The 14,203-nt window shown below is 73.8% G+C and carries 16 protein-coding genes; 10 read left to right on the top strand and 6 right to left on the bottom strand.

The features are described from left to right. Nucleotides 1-3: 3 nt before the first annotated feature. Together ACH4SE_RS26445 and ACH4SE_RS26440 are read right to left on the bottom strand one after the other, a co-directional pair. Complete coding sequence (locus tag ACH4SE_RS26445; RefSeq protein WP_398545959.1) at nt 4-1,110, bottom strand: globin domain-containing protein; 1,107 nt, start codon at nt 1,108-1,110, stop codon at nt 4-6. A gap of 89 nt (nt 1,111-1,199) precedes the next feature. After that, entirely contained in the window at nt 1,200-1,619 is a 420-nt protein-coding gene (locus ACH4SE_RS26440; RefSeq protein WP_398545958.1) for a globin domain-containing protein, read from the bottom strand. A gap of 238 nt (nt 1,620-1,857) precedes the next feature. Between ACH4SE_RS26440 and ACH4SE_RS26435 the strand changes: the two genes are divergently transcribed. Genes ACH4SE_RS26435 through ACH4SE_RS26425 form a run of 3 tightly spaced genes read left to right on the top strand, consistent with a single transcriptional unit; the run spans nt 1,858 to nt 5,356 of the window. Then, on the top strand, nt 1,858-3,393 hold the full coding sequence (locus tag ACH4SE_RS26435) for a TldD/PmbA family protein (RefSeq protein WP_398545957.1): 1,536 nt from the start codon (nt 1,858-1,860) through the stop codon (nt 3,391-3,393). Next, the gene (locus ACH4SE_RS26430) at nt 3,390-4,784 is read left to right on the top strand and encodes a metallopeptidase TldD-related protein (RefSeq protein WP_398545956.1); all 1,395 of its coding nucleotides are present in this window, start codon (nt 3,390-3,392) and stop codon (nt 4,782-4,784) included. The genes ACH4SE_RS26435 and ACH4SE_RS26430 overlap by 4 nt, the downstream gene beginning before the upstream one ends. 20 nt (nt 4,785-4,804) lie before the next feature. After that, nucleotides 4,805-5,356: an RNA 2'-phosphotransferase gene (locus ACH4SE_RS26425; RefSeq protein WP_398545955.1), complete on the top strand. Its 552-nt coding sequence runs from the start codon at nt 4,805-4,807 to the stop codon at nt 5,354-5,356. Nucleotides 5,357-5,381: 25 nt separating this feature from the next. Here ACH4SE_RS26425 and ACH4SE_RS26420 read toward each other — a convergent pair whose 3' ends face one another. Beyond that, complete coding sequence (locus ACH4SE_RS26420; protein WP_398545954.1) at nt 5,382-5,672, bottom strand: GlsB/YeaQ/YmgE family stress response membrane protein; 291 nt, start codon at nt 5,670-5,672, stop codon at nt 5,382-5,384. 266 nt (nt 5,673-5,938) lie between these two features. On the opposite strand from ACH4SE_RS26420, the gene ACH4SE_RS26415 reads away from it, so the two are divergent. Next, a complete protein-coding gene (locus ACH4SE_RS26415; RefSeq protein WP_398545953.1) occupies nt 5,939-6,289 on the top strand; it encodes a DUF3099 domain-containing protein in 351 nt (116 codons plus the stop codon). Nucleotides 6,290-6,607: 318 nt separating this feature from the next. Then, complete coding sequence (locus ACH4SE_RS26410) at nt 6,608-6,832, top strand: hypothetical protein (protein ID WP_398545952.1); 225 nt, start codon at nt 6,608-6,610, stop codon at nt 6,830-6,832. Nucleotides 6,833-6,859: 27 nt separating this feature from the next. Here the strand turns inward: ACH4SE_RS26410 and moaA are convergent, their stop codons facing one another. Beyond that, nucleotides 6,860-7,849 carry a GTP 3',8-cyclase MoaA gene (gene moaA / locus ACH4SE_RS26405; protein WP_398545951.1) on the bottom strand — a complete coding sequence of 330 codons (990 nt, stop codon included), beginning with the start codon at nt 7,847-7,849 and terminating at the stop codon, nt 6,860-6,862. Between the two features lie 253 nt (nt 7,850-8,102). Between moaA and ACH4SE_RS26400 the strand changes: the two genes are divergently transcribed. After that, nucleotides 8,103-8,321, top strand: a complete 219-nt coding sequence (locus ACH4SE_RS26400) for a hypothetical protein (protein WP_398545950.1) — start codon at nt 8,103-8,105, stop codon at nt 8,319-8,321. On the opposite strand, the gene ACH4SE_RS26395 is transcribed toward ACH4SE_RS26400, so the two are convergent. Beyond that, complete coding sequence (locus ACH4SE_RS26395) at nt 8,292-8,996, bottom strand: lysoplasmalogenase (protein ID WP_398545949.1); 705 nt, start codon at nt 8,994-8,996, stop codon at nt 8,292-8,294. The genes ACH4SE_RS26400 and ACH4SE_RS26395 overlap by 30 nt on opposite strands. Further along, complete coding sequence (locus ACH4SE_RS26390) at nt 8,993-9,901, bottom strand: sterol desaturase family protein (protein ID WP_398545948.1); 909 nt, start codon at nt 9,899-9,901, stop codon at nt 8,993-8,995. Before ACH4SE_RS26390 ends, ACH4SE_RS26395 begins: the two co-directional genes overlap by 4 nt. A gap of 162 nt (nt 9,902-10,063) precedes the next feature. Here ACH4SE_RS26390 and ACH4SE_RS26385 point away from each other — a divergent pair, with 162 nt between their 5' ends. The 4 genes from ACH4SE_RS26385 to ACH4SE_RS26370 all read left to right on the top strand — a co-directional run bounded on the left by ACH4SE_RS26385 (nt 10,064) and on the right by ACH4SE_RS26370 (nt 14,202). Continuing rightward, complete coding sequence (locus ACH4SE_RS26385; RefSeq protein ID WP_398545947.1) at nt 10,064-11,056, top strand: DEDDh family exonuclease; 993 nt, start codon at nt 10,064-10,066, stop codon at nt 11,054-11,056. Nucleotides 11,057-11,155: 99 nt separating this feature from the next. After that, the gene (locus ACH4SE_RS26380) at nt 11,156-11,410 is read left to right on the top strand and encodes a hypothetical protein (RefSeq protein ID WP_398545946.1); all 255 of its coding nucleotides are present in this window, start codon (nt 11,156-11,158) and stop codon (nt 11,408-11,410) included. Between the two features lie 88 nt (nt 11,411-11,498). After that, nucleotides 11,499-12,359 carry an SURF1 family protein gene (locus ACH4SE_RS26375; RefSeq protein ID WP_398545945.1) on the top strand — a complete coding sequence of 287 codons (861 nt, stop codon included), beginning with the start codon at nt 11,499-11,501 and terminating at the stop codon, nt 12,357-12,359. Nucleotides 12,360-12,408: 49 nt separating this feature from the next. Beyond that, the gene (locus ACH4SE_RS26370; RefSeq protein ID WP_398545944.1) at nt 12,409-14,202 is read left to right on the top strand and encodes a glycoside hydrolase family 15 protein; all 1,794 of its coding nucleotides are present in this window, start codon (nt 12,409-12,411) and stop codon (nt 14,200-14,202) included. Nucleotide 14,203: the final 1 nt, after the last annotated feature.

Genomic DNA, 14,203 nt, shown 5'->3' with positions numbered 1-14,203 from the left:
CGATCACCGAGCGTCTTCGAAGTGCAGCAGGTCGTGGGGGACGCCTGCGTTCGCCAGATCGCGCACCGTCGCGGACACCATGGACGGCGAGCCGCACACGTAGAACGAGCGGCCGTGCCATGCGCCGGACCGCAGGACCGGCCCAGCCATGCTGCGGTTCTCGAACGTGCCCGCGTCCAGGCCGACCAGCGGCGTTATTCGAAGCCAGGGGTTGGCCTGCTCGTACTGCCGCAGCGTGGGCAGGTCGTACAGGCCGTGGGCGTCGCGCGCCCCGAAGAAGAGGTCGACCTGGCGCGGCGGTCCCTGCCAGGCGATCTCCTCGACGAGGCCGCGCAGCGGGGCCAGGCCGGTGCCGCCGGCGACGAGCACCAGGTCGCGGCCGGCCGAGGCGCGCAGGGTCAGGCGGTCGCCCACCGGGGCGCCGAGCCGCAGCACGTCGCCCTGCCGCAGCCGGTAGACGATGGCCGGGCTGACGAGGCCGCCGTCGATGGAGCGGACGTGCAGTTCGAGCAGGCCGTCGGTACGCGCCGCGTTCGCCGGGGTGAAGGACCGCCAGGTGCTGGGGAGCATCGGCGTCTCGACCATGACGGACTGCCCGGCGGAGTAGCGCATGGGCTGGTCGAGGCGCAGCGTGACGACCGCGAGGTCGAAGCCGCGCTGCTCGTGCCCGATGACCTCGGCGTTCCACCACGCCGGGTTGACCGCGCCGTCGCTCTCGGCGGCCTGGATCATGGCGCCGGCGACGACGGTGTACGCCTCCGTCCAGCCCTTCTCCAGTTCGGGGGTCCACGCCTCGCCGAGGAAGTAGGCCAGCGTCGCCAGCAGCGCCTGCCCCACCGCCTCGTAGTGCCGCGCCACGACCTGGAAGCGGCGGTGGTCGCGGCCGAGTTGCTGGAGGAAGGGGACCAGCGCGTCCGGGTCGTCGACGTCGGAGACGATCTGGCCGAGGGCGTTGACCAGCCGGTCGCGCTGCATGCCCATGTTGACCGGGAACATCGGCCGGACCTCCGGCGCGATGAGGAACAGATAGGAGTAGAAGTAGCGGGGTACTTCGTCCCCTGACTTGCCGACCAGGGCGAAGGAATCTTTCAGCGCCTGGGAATCGCTCACGACCACCCTCCGGTGGCTGGTGTTTCGGGTGGACCCTGCGGACCGGCGCAGCCGGGCGGCGGCCCGCGGTGGAGCCGCCGTCGGCCGCGTCAGGCCGTAGCCGCCGCTTCCTCGCTGGCGGAGATCATGGTGCTGCTGATGACGCCGTAGACCGCCACCCAGGACTCCTCGATCTCAGGGGTCCAGGCGTCGCCCGCGTAGTGCCGCAGGGTCGCGATCAGGCTGGCGCCGACTGCCGGGTAGTGCTCGGGCAGCGCGCCGTAGCCCGCATGGCGGCGCCCCAGGTTCTGGAGCATGCCGACCAGCGTCTCGGTGTTCTCTATGTTGTTGACGAGGGCGCCCAGGGCCGCCCACAGGCGGTCGCGCTGGTCGTCGATGTGCGGGGCGAAGAGCGGACGCACCCCGGGGTTGTTGGCGAAAAGGTGCTCGTAGAAATATCCGGTCACCTGTGAACCGTGGGGCTCCACGACTGCGAAGCTACTGCGGATCAGGGAGAGGTCTGCGGTCATGGCGGCCGACTCTAGCCAGAGGCGCGGGACTCGAACAAGTTTGGGACAGGTGAACAACCGACTGACCGGTCCTGCATCTTGACAGACCGTTTCGTCTCCGATTTCGCCCACCATTCGCCCATCCATCTGGACAGCTTGCGCAAATGGGGTCGCCGTGGCCGGTGCAATGCTGTGGCGGAGCCGGCCGGCAGCGGGCCATGATTCACTGCGGACAGGCCGATGCGAAGGGAAGTCCGCCGTGCCCCAACAGTTGGACCGTGACGTCGATCCGGCATTCCTCGCGCTCCCGTTGCGCGCGCTGGCCGACGCGGCACTCGCCAGAGCCCGCGCACTGGGCGCCCAGCATGCCGACTTCCGCCTGGAGCGGGTGCGCAGCGCGCACTGGCGGCTGCGTGACGCCCGCCCCGCGGGCAGCTCCGACAGCACCGACCTCGGCTACGCGGTACGCGTGGTGCACGGCGGCGCCTGGGGCTTCGCCTCCGGCGTGGACCTGACGATGGACGCGGCCGCGAAGGTCGCGAGCCAGGCCGTGGCGATGGCCAAGCTCAGCGCGCAGGTCATCGCCGCCGCCGGGTCCGACGAGCGCGTCGAGCTGGCGGACGAGCCGGTGCACGCCGACCGCACCTGGGTGTCGGCGTACGAGACCGACCCGTTCGAGGTGCCGGACGCCGACAAGACCGGGCTGCTCGCGGACTGGAGCGCCCGGCTGCTGGCCGCGGACGGCGTCAGCCACGTGGACGCGTCGCTGCTCGCGGTGCACGAGAACAAGTTCTACGCCGACACCGCCGGCACCACGACGACCCAGCAGCGCGTCCGGGTGCACCCGCACCTCACCGCTGTGAGCGTCGACCCGGACACCGGCGGCTTCGACTCGATGCGCACCCTCGCCCCGCCGGCCGGCCGCGGCTGGGAGTACCTGACCGGCGGCGTGTGGGACTGGGACGCCGAGCTGGCCGAGATCCCCGTCCTGCTGGCGGAGAAGATGCGCGCGCCCTCGGTCGAGGCGGGCGCGTACGACCTGGTCGTGGACCCGTCCAACCTGTGGCTGACGATCCACGAGTCCATCGGGCACGCCACCGAGCTGGACCGCGCGCTCGGCTACGAGGCGGCCTACGCCGGCACCTCCTTCGCCACGTTCGACCAGCTCGGCACGCTGAAGTACGGCTCGCCGCTCATGCACGTCACCGGTGACCGCACCGCCGAGCACGGCCTGGCCACCGTCGGTTACGACGACGAGGGCGTGGCCGGCCAGTCCTGGGACCTGGTCAGGGACGGCGTCCTGGTCGGCTACCAGCTCGACCGCCGCATCGCCCGGCTCACCGGCTTCGACCGCTCCAACGGCTGCGCCTACGCCGACTCCCCCGGGCACGTCCCCGTCCAGCGGATGGCCAACGTCTCCCTCCGGCCCGCACCCGGCGGCCCCTCCACCGAGGAGCTGATCAGCGGGGTCGACCGCGGCCTCTACGTCGTCGGCGACCGCTCGTGGTCCATCGACATGCAGCGCTACAACTTCCAGTTCACCGGTCAGCGGGCGTACCGCATCCGTAACGGCCGCCTCGACGGCCAGGTCAAGGACTTCGCCTACCAGGCCACGACCACCGACTTCTGGGGCTCGATGGAGGGCGTCGGCGGCCCGCAGACGTACGTCCTGGGCGGCGCGTTCAACTGCGGCAAGGCACAGCCCGGCCAGGTCGCGGCGGTCAGTCACGGCTGCCCGTCGGCCCTCTTCACGGGCGTGAACATCCTCAACACGACGCAGGAGGCGGGCCGGTGACTTCCGGAGCGAGCAAGCCGCACGAGATCGTCGAGCGGGCGCTCGACCTGTCGGCCGCGGACGGGTGCGTGGTCATCGCCGAGGAGGAGTCGAGCGCCAACCTGCGCTGGGCGGGCAACGCGCTCACCACCAACGGCGTGACGCGCGGCCGTACGCTCACCGTCATCGCGACCGTCGACGGTGCGCAGGGCACCGCGTCCGGCGTGGTGTCGCGCTCGGCGGTCACCGCGGACGACCTGGAGGGGCTGGTGCGCGCCGCGGAGGCCGCCGCCCGCGAGGCCGGGCCCGCGGAGGACGCGCAGCCGCTGGTGGACGGGGGGCCGCAGGCGGCGGACTTCACCGCGCCGCCCGCCGAGACCGGCTCGGACGTCTTCGCGGCCTTCGCTCCCGCGCTCGGCGAGGCCTTCGGGTCGGCGCGCGCGGGCGGACGGCTGCTGTACGGCTTCGCCTTCCACTCGATGACGTCGACGTACCTGGGCACCTCCACCGGGCTGCGGCTGCGGCACGACCAGCCGACCGGCACCCTGGAGCTCAACGCGAAGTCCCCGGACGCCGCCCGCTCGGCGTGGGCGGGCACCGCCACGCGGGACTTCCGGGACGTCGACCCGCTGGAGATGGACGCCGAGCTGGCGCAGCGCCTCACGTGGGCCGAGCGGCGGATCGAGCTGCCCGCCGGGCGGTACGAGACGCTGCTGCCGCCCTCGGCGGTTGCGGACCTGATGATCTACCAGCTGTGGTCCTCGGGCGCCCGGGACGCCGCCGAGGGCCGTACCGTCTTCAGCAAGGCGGGCGGCGGCACCCGGGTGGGCGAGCGGCTGTCGGCGCTGCCGCTGACGCTGCGCAGCGACCCGGGCGAGCCGGGCCTCGAGGCGGCGCCCTTCGTGGTGGCGCACTCCTCGGGCGACGACGCGTCGGTCTTCGACAACGGCCTGCCCGTCACCCCGGTCGACTGGGTGCGGGACGGCACGCTGCGGCACCTGCCGACGACCCGGCACAGCGCGCAGCTCACAGGGCTGCCGCTCGCGGCGCCCGCGGACAACCTGGTCCTGGAGGGCGGCGGCAAGCAGTCGCTCGCCGAGATGGTCGCCGGGACCGGGCGCGGTCTGCTGCTGACGTGCCTGTGGTACATCCGCGAGGTCGACCCGGCCACGCTGCTGCTGACCGGGCTGACCAGGGACGGCGTCTACCTGGTCGAGGACGGCGAGGTGGCGGGGGTGGTGAACAACTTCCGCTTCAACGAGTCGCCCGTCGACCTGCTGGGCCGGGCCGCCGAGGCGGGCCGCACCGAGCGGACGCTGCCGCGCGAGTGGAGCGACTACTTCACGCGGGCCGCGGCGCCCGCGCTGCGGATCCCGGACTTCAACATGAGTTCGGTGAGCCAGGGGGTCTGACGGCCCCGGGAAGGGGGGGAATGGACGACAGGCGCACGGTCAAGGTGTCGAAGTTCCTGGCACGGGTGCTGCGGCACGAGCCGGAACTGATCGGCGTGGCACTCGACGAGGGCGGCTGGGTGGACGTCGGCGTGCTGCTCGCCGCGTGCGCGGCGCACGGCAGGCCGCTGACCCGGGCCGAGCTGGAGCACGTCGTGGAGACCAACAACAAGAGGCGGTACGCCTTCTCCGGGGACGGCCGGCGGATCCGGGCGAGCCAGGGCCACTCGGTCACCGTGGACCTGGGCCTCGTCCCCGCCGTGCCGCCGGACGTGCTCTTCCACGGCACGGCGACCGTCACCGTGCCGCTGATCCTGCGCGAGGGGCTGCGGCCGATGTCCCGGCAGGACGTCCACCTCTCGGCCGACCGGGAGACCGCCGTCCGGGTGGGCTCCCGGCACGGCCGCCCCGCCGTGCTCGCGGTCGACGCGGCGGGGCTGGCCGCCGCCGGGCACGTCTTCCGGTGCAGCGCCAACGGGGTGTGGCTGAGCGGCCCGGTGCCGCCCGAGCGGCTGCGGCTGCTGCCGTCCTGACCGGGGCGGGCCCGGCCCGCCCCGGTCAGCGCGTCATCGTGCGGCGGCGGCGCTGGTTCGCCTTGTGCGCCGCCCACAACGCGTCGCCGATCGCCACCAGCACGATCGCGCCGACGAGCTGGAGCACGTGCCGGGTCCAGTCGATGCCCTTGGTGTCGCGGACGCCGAGCCAGCCGGCCGCGCCGTTGCCGAGCAGGCCTCCTGCCATACCGCAGAGCACGGTGAGCCACAGCGGAAGCACCTGCTTGCCCGGCAGGATCGCCTTGGCGATCAGGCCGAGCACGAGTCCGACGATGATCGCCCACAGCCAGCCCATAACCGCGCCTCCTCGTTCGCGGGGCGCGGTGCGCCCCCGTGCAGGGTCGTGCAGTGCCGTCAGTCTCCGCCGGGCCGGGCGGTGGCGCATGTCGGGCGGAGGGGACGGGATCGCGCCAAACTCCGGGAAGGCGGCGAGACCGTACATCCGGATGGCGCCCCGCTCTGTGGTGCGCGGCCGGCGGGGCGTACCGTGGTGCGGAGCCGGCACGGCGCGCTGCCAGCCGTGAGCAGCGGAGCCGGGCCCCTGGACTGGGCGGTGGATGGATGCGGAAGCAGGGTGGGTCTGAGGTCTACCGGATCTCCGGGGCGCGGACCGGGCTGACGGAGGACGTGCGCGGGCGGCAGCGGCGCTACATGGTCGCGATGACGATCCGCACCCTGTCCGTCCTGCTCACCGTCATCCTGTGGAACGTCGAACGGCCGCTCGCCTGGGCGATGCTGGTGGTCGGCATGCTGCTGCCGTACGTCGCGGTGGTCGTCGCCAACGCCGGGCGGGAGAACGCCCCGAAGGCGCCCACGACCACGTACGTCCCGCCGCCGAGCGTGCCCGTGCTGGAGGCCGCCCGGGTGGAGCTGGGGGCCGAGCGGGACGCGGCGCCCGTCCCCGAGGCCTGACGGCGGCGGCGCCCGCACGCCTCCCGCACGTCCCCGCGCCTGCGCGCTTCCCCGTACCGGCCCCGGGCCGGTGCCCGGCATGTCCGCGCACGTGAGCGAAACCTCAAGGAAAGCTCAGATCAGTGCTGACGTTCCACTCCACGAGCGCGTCAGTGCATGACATACTGCCTAGGCGCTCCGCATCCCCCGTCGGGGCGACGGACCGACGCCGGGCGGCTCCCCCCGTGGCTGCCCGGCGTCGCCATGTCCGCATCCGGGTGCCCGGGCCCTTGCGTCCGCCGTGCCGGGCGCCCCGGCCCGTGGGGTTTACTGGGTGCCGTGAACGACGAGACGCCGATCTGCTCGGCCAAGGGATGCCGTGTGCCCGCGGTGTGGGTGCTGGCGTGGAACAACCCGAAGCTGCACACGCCGGAGCGGCGCAAGACCTGGCTGGCGTGCGAGGAGCACCGCGAGCACCTGACGCAGTTCCTCGGCATGCGCGGCTTCCTCAAGGACGTCGTGACGCTCGCCGAGTGGGAGAGCCGCCCGGCCGCACAGGCCTGAGCCGCGGCCCGGGGCGCGCGGCCCCGCTCAGCCGCCGATCGCCGACATGGGGCGGTCGGGCTGCAGGAACTCCGGGTCGTCCAGGCCCGAACCCGCCTTCTTGCCCCACATCGCCGCCCGCCACAGCTCCGCCAGCCGTGCGTCCGTGGCGCCCGCGCGCAGCGCCCCGCGCAGGTCGGTCTCCCCGCGGGCGAAGAGGCAGTTGCGCACCTGGCCGTCGGCGGTGAGCCGGGTGCGGTCGCACGCACGGCAGAAGGGACGGGTGACGGAGGCGATCACACCGACCCGCCCCGGCCCGCCGTCCACCACCCAGCGCTCGGCGGGGGCCGAGCCGCGTGCCGCGCCGCCCTCGGGGGCGAGGTCGAAGCGGGTGCGCAGCGCGGCCAGGATCTCCTCGGCGCTCACCATGTCCGCGCGCTGCCAGCCGTGCTGCGCGTCCAGCGGCATCTGCTCGATGAAGCGCAGCTCGTAGCCCTCGTCGAGGGCCCAGCGCAGCAGGTCGGGCGCCTCGGTGTCGTTGACCCCGCGCATCAGCACCGCGTTGACCTTCACCGGCGTCAGGCCCGCGGCGGCGGCCGCGGCGAGGCCGGCGAGGACGTCGGCGTGCCGGTCGCGGCGGGTGAGGGTGCGGTAGACGTCGGGGCGCAGGGTGTCCAGCGAGACGTTGACCCGGTCCAGGCCCGCGTCGCGCAGCGCGGCCGCCGAACGCCGCAGGCCGATGCCGTTGGTGGTGAGCGACAGCCGCGGGCGCGGGTCGAGCGCGGCGCAGCGCTCGACGACACCGGCGACGCCGGGGCGCACCAGGGGCTCGCCGCCGGTGAAGCGGACGTCCGTGACGCCCAGCCGCGTCACCGCGACGGTCACCAGGCGCACGATCTCGTCGTCGGTGAGCACGTCGGGCTTGGCGAGCCACGCCAGGCCCTCTTCCGGCATGCAGTACGTGCAGCGCAGATTGCAGCGGTCGGTGAGCGAGACCCGCAGGTCGGTCGCCACGCGTCCGTGGGTGTCGATCAGCACGGGCTCCGCCCTCCCTCCAGGCACCTGGTTGCGCCGCCGTCCCCTCCAGCCTAGGGGGTGGCGCCGACAAGTCCCCGGCGGCGGCCCGGCCCGTACGGCGAAAGCCCTGGTCGACGCATCCGCGCCGTTCACCTTTACGTGCCGCACGTGAGGTCCGGGCGACACCCGGGCGGCCGCGGTTCGTTGGGCAGGGCACACACCCGTGCCGTCACCGCGCCGCCCCCGGCGCCCCTGCTGCCGCGAGGAGCCCGCCGTGCCGACCCCACCGCCGCCGCCCGCCGGGGAGTCCCCGACGCCGGGGAGCCCACGCCCCCGCCCGTACGGCAGCGTGCGGCTCGCCGCCCCGGTGGCCGCCGTGCCGCCGCCCGCCGGGACACGCGCCGCGGCCGCCGGGCACTGGCCCTACGGGAGCGTGCGGCTGCCGCTGCTGAGCATCGCCGCGCTACGGGCCGGCCGGCGCCGGAGCGGCTGAGGTGCGGCGGAGCACGATGCCGGGCACCGTGAGCACCGCGCCGAAGGCCAGCAGCGCCTGCCCGAGCAGGTAGGTGGCCATGACCCAGGTCCCGTGGCCGGGAAGCAGCGGCCAGTCCGCGAGGTCGGTCGCGATGAGACTGTCGGACAGCAGGAAGAGCAGTCCGCCGGCGCGGGCGAACGGCCCGGCGCCGTACGCGCCCGCGGCCATGGCGGTCAGCAGGACGCTGTAGAGCGCCACCGGGACCCGCATCCCGGCGTCCAGGCCCGGCCAGAGGGCCACCACGAGGGCGGCCCACACCGCGCCGTACGCGGCGCACCGCACGCGCACCGCCGTGCGCGGGCCGCGGAAGGAACCGAGCCGGGTGAAGAGCCGCAGGTAGCAGAGGTGCCCGGCGGCGAAGGAGCCCATGCCGAGCAGGAAGGGCACGGTGCCGCCGACGTCCAGCAGCACGTCCCCGCCGCAGCCGCACAGCAGCGCGGCGACCAGCAGCCGCGGACCGCGCCGGCACTGCACCCACCACGCGAGGGCGGGCATGAGCAGCGGCTTGGTCACCACCCGCAGGACGTCGTAGTGCCCGATGACGGCCGTCAGGTGCAGCACCGCGAGGGCCGAGAACAGCGCGAGGACGCGCGCCGCCCGCTCGGCGCCGGGCTGCGGGGTGTTCTCCGTCACGCCGCCGCCTCCGGGGTGCGGGTCCCGGGGGCGGCCGTGGTGCCGGAGTGCGGTGCCGCAGCGGGGGCGGGAGCGGGGGCCGGGGCCCAGCCGGGGCCGTTGACGAGGTGGCCGAGGCGGTCGCGCCAGCTGGTCGCCCCCGCGAGGTCACGCGCGAGGGCGGCGTATTCGTGGGTGGCGACGCGCAGCGGGTTGTAGGTCGCGATGTTCTTCGTCAGGCCGTAGACGGGGCGCTCGGTCTCGGCGGTGAAGGAGCCGAAGAGGCGGTCCCAGACGATGAGGATGCCGCCGAAGTTGCGGTCGAGGTAGCTGCCCTGCGACGCGTGGTGGACGCGGTGGTGCGAGGGCGTGTTGAGCACGAGCTCCAGCGGGCGCGGCAGCTTGTCGATGCGCTCGGTGTGGATCCAGAACTGGTAGACCAGGCTGACCGACGAGCAGAAGGCGAGCGCCGCCGGGTGCACGCCCAGCGCGACGAGCGGCAGGTAGAACGGCCAGGACGTCAGGCTCGTCCAGGGCTGCCGCAGCGCGGTGGAGAGGTTGAAGCTGCGGCTGGAGTGGTGCACGACGTGGCAGGCCCACAGCAGCCGGACGACGTGGTGCCCGCGGTGCGACCAGTAGTAGGAGAAGTCCTGCGCGAGCAGCATCAGCAGCACCGTCCACCAGTGCACCGGCACCCGCAGCGGGGTGAGCGCGTAGAGGGCGGAGTAGACGGCGACGACCGGGATCTTCCAGAGCGCGTCGGTGACGAGGCTGCCCAGCCCCATGGACAGGCTCGTGGCGGTGTCCCGGCCCGTGTAGCCGGCCGCGTCCTCGTCGGGGTGAATGCGGTAGCTGATCACCTCGACGACGGTGAGCAGCACGAAGGCGGGTATCGACCACAGGACGACATCGGGCAGTTGCGGCATGCGCGCACCATAGAGGCGCGTCCCGGGCGCGCACCAGAGGTGGTTACCGATTAGTACGGACGCGTACGCGTCAACACGCGTCAACTCCGCCACGGCACCGCGCGGTCCCGCCCGCCGGACGGGGACGATCCGCTGTCGGCCCCGCGCCGTATCCTCCTCACCATGCTGGACAACCCCACCGTGCCTCCCCGCCCCACGCCATGGCCCGCGGGCTACCCCGAGGGCTACGCGGTGGTCGACGTCGAGACCACCGGGCTCGGCCGGGACGACCGGATCGTGTCCGCCGCGGTCTACCGCCTCGACGCCCGCGGGGACGTCCAGGACCACTGGTACTCGCCGGTCAACCCGCAGCGCGACCCGGGACCGGTGTGGATCCACGGGCTGACGGCCGCCGCGCTCGCCGACGCCCCGCTCTTCGCCGACGTCGCGGACGAGCTGGCCGAACGGCTCGCGGGCCGGGTGCTGGTGGCGCACAACGCCGTCTTCGACTGGTCGATGCTGGCCCGCGAGTACGCCCGCGCCCGGTCGGCCGCCCCCGTCGAGCAGCGGCTGTGCACGATCGTGCTGTCCAAGGAGCTGCGGCTGCCGCTGGCCAACCACAAGCTGGAGTCGCTGGCCGCGCACTACGGGGTGGTCCAGCGGCGCGCCCACCACGCCCTGGACGACGCCCGGGTGCTCGCCGAGACCTTCCGGCCGAGCCTGCACCTGGCGGCGGCCGCCGGGATACCGCTGCCGCTGCACGCGTGCCGCCCGCTGACCGAATGGGTCGACTCCCCCGTGCCCGCGCCGCGTTACGGGCGGCTGTACGGGTCGGGCCCCCGCTCGGGCTGGCGGCCGGCCCGCAAGCGCCCGCCGTGCCCGTACCCGAACCCGGGGCGGCTGGAGCCGGGCGGGGCGCTGGTGCAGGGGATGCGGGTGGCCTTCTCCGGCGACACCGGGACGGAACGCGAGCTGCTGGAGGACCGGGCCGCCGACGCCGGGCTGCACGTGGCGTCGTCCGTCAGCCGGCTCACCAGCCTGCTGGTCACGAACGACCCGGACTCACCGACCAGCAAGGCGGTCAGGGCCCGGGAGTACGGGACACCGGTGATCGGCGAGCGGGAGTTCACCGAGCTGCTCAAGGCGGTCGTCCCGGCGCGGGACGTGCACGGCTGAGCGGCCGTCCCTGCGTCCCGGCGGCCGTCCGGGTGGCAGCCGGGCGACACTCCGGCGCGCGCGTTGCCCGGGCCGTCCGCGGGCCGCAGCCTGTGCCCCATGGCACGATGCGAAGTCTGCGGAAACGATTATGCGATGACCTTCGAGGTGCACGTGCAGGGCGCGGTGCACACCTTCGACTGCTTCGAGTGCGCCGCCCACCGGCTGGCGCCGATCTGCGAGCACTGCCGGGTGCAGATCCTCGGGCACGGCGTCGAGGCCGACGGCCACTTCTACTGCTGCGCGCACTGCGCGGCCGCGGAGGGCGCCGCCGGCATCGTCGACCACGTCGAGACCACCCCCGCCCCGGCCTGAGGCCCCGGCCACCGGCCGGCGGCCCACCCGCGGCCCGGCGCGGACCCCTACCCGCGGGAGCCCCACGGCCGGGTTGTACCGTCGTGGGGTGTACCGCTTCCTGCTGTCCCGCCAATGGGTCGTCCTCACCCTCGTCGGCCTCGTGCTGATGCCGGTGATGGTCAGACTCGGCTTCTGGCAGCTGCACCGGCACGAGCACCGGGTGGCCAACAACCACCTCATCGCCGCGGCGCTCAGGGCCGCGCCGGTCCCCGTGGAGTCGGTGACCTCCCCCGGCTTCCGGGTACCGCACGAGGACCTCTACAAGACGGTCACCGCGCGCGGCCACTACGACACCGCGCACGAGGTCGTCGCCCGGCACCGCACCGCGGGCAACTCCGGCTCCGACGACTCCTCCGGCGGCGGCGAGCAGGTCGGCTACCACGTCATCACCCCGCTGATCCTGGACGACGGCCGCGCGGTACTGGTCAACCGCGGCTGGATCGCGCCCGGCGACGACCCGAAGGCGTTCCCGAGGATCACCCCGCCGCCGTCCGGCGAGGTCACCGTCGTCGGCCGGCTGCGCCCGGACGAGACCAGCTCCGCCACCGGCATCCGCAACCGCACCGGCCTGCCCGAGCGGCAGATCATGCTCATCAGCGGCCCGCAGGTGAAGGACGCCGGGCACCTGCGGGCGCCGGTCGTCGGGGGCTACCTGGAACTGGTGTCCACCTCGCCGAAGCCCGGTCCCGGCCAGCCCGGGCTCGTCCCCGAGCCGGACCACCGGAGCATCGGCCCGCACATGGCCTACGCGATCCAGTGGTGGCTGTTCACCGCGATGGTGCCCGTCGGCTGGGTGGTGCTGCTGCGCCGGCAGCGCGCCGAGATCCTCGCCGAGCGCGCGCAGCAGGCCGCGGACCCGGCGGAGCCGCAGGAGCCCGAAGGCAGCGTTCCGGTAGCGGTGCGGTAGCCGCACCAGCACACTCGACACCAGGACCGGAAGGCGACGAGGCGGGGCCGTGCCAGGACGTATCGAGGACTACGCGCTCATCGGCGACCTCCAGACCGCCGCACTGGTCGGGCGGGACGGGTCGGTCGACTGGCTGTGCCTGCCGCGCTTCGACTCCGCGGCGTGCTTCGCGGCGCTGCTCGGCGACAAGGACAACGGCCACTGGCGGATCGCCCCGCTGGACGGGGCGCCGGAGCAGTGCAGCGAGCGCTCCTACCGCGGCGACACGCTCGTCCTGGACACCGTCTGGCACACCCCGGACGGCACGGTCAAGGTCACCGACTTCATGCCGCAGCGCGACCACGCGCCCGACCTCGTACGGATCGTCGAGGGGGTGTCCGGCGAGGTCGCCGTGCGCAGCGAGCTGACGCTGCGCTTCGACTACGGCAGCGTCGTGCCGTGGGTGCGCCGCACCGACCACCAGCGGGTCGCGGTGGCCGGGCCCGACGCCGTGTGGCTGCGCACCGAGCCGCCGCTGCCGATGTACGGCAAGGACATGCGCACCTACGCGGACGTCACGGTCGCGGCCGGCGACCGGATCGCCTTCGTCCTGACCTGGCACTCCTCGCACACCGGCAAGCCGCGCCGGATCGACCCCTTCGTCTCGCTGGACCAGAGCGTCGAGGACTGGGAGCGGTGGTCGGCGCAGTGCCGCTACCAGGGGCCGTGGCGGGACGCCGTCCTGCGCTCCATGATCACCCTCAAGGCGCTCACCTACGCCCCCAGCGGCGGCATCGCCGCGGCCGCCACGACCTCGCTGCCCGAGGAGATCGGCGGGGTGCGCAACTGGGACTACCGCTACTGCTGGCTGCGCGACGCCGCCCTGACCCTCAACGCGCTGGTCTCCGGCGGCTTCCTCGCCGAGGCGCAGGCCTGGCGCGACTGGCTGCTGCGGGCCGTCGCCGGCGACCCTGCCGACCTCCAGATCATGTACGGCATCGCGGGCGAGCGGCGGCTCACCGAGTACGAGGTCCCGTGGCTCGGCGGCTACGAGGGCTCCGCCCCGGTGCGGGTCGGCAACGCCGCGGCCGGACAGCTCCAGCTGGACGTGTACGGCGAGGTGCTGGACTCCCTTTACCTGGCCAGGAACAGCGGCCTGCGCGACGAGCCGCACGCGTGGAACCTCCAGCGCGCCCTCATGGAGTTCCTGGAGGGCAAGTGGCGCGAGCCCGACGAGGGCCTGTGGGAGGTGCGCGGACCGCGCCGGCACTTCGTGCACTCCAAGGTCATGGCCTGGGTCGCCGCGGACCGCGCCGTGCGCACCCTGGAGGCGCACCCGAAGCTGCGCGGCGACACCGACCGCTGGCGCTCCATGCGGATGCAGGTGCACGCCGAGGTGTGCGAGAACGGCTACGACGCCGAACGCAACACCTTCACGCAGTCCTACGGCTCGGCCGAGCTGGACGCGGCCACGCTGCTGATCCCGCAGGTCGGCTTCCTGCCGGCGTCCGACCCACGGGTGGCCGGCACCGTCGAGGCGGTCCGCCGCGAGCTGGACCACCACGGCTTCGTCCGCCGCTACTCCCCCGACTCCGGCGGCGTCGACGGGCTGCCCGGCAGCGAGGGCGCCTTCCTCGCCTGCTCGTTCTGGCTCGCCGACGCACTGCACGCCACCGGCCGCACGGACGAGGCCACCGAACTCTTCGAACGCCTGCTGACCGTACGCAACGACGTCGGGCTGCTGGCCGAGGAATGGGACCCGGTCGCCGGGCGCCAGCTGGGCAACTACCCGCAGGCGTTCAGCCATGTCGGCCTGGTCAACACCGCGCTCGCCCTCACCGGCCCCGACGGAAGGACGCCCTGAG

The organism is Streptomyces sp. NPDC020983 (assembly GCF_044333485.1).
Classification (GTDB): Bacteria; Actinomycetota; Actinomycetes; order Streptomycetales; family Streptomycetaceae; genus Actinacidiphila.
Note: the sequence above shows the minus strand (reverse complement) of the source record. Positions and strands in the feature narration are given on the sequence as shown.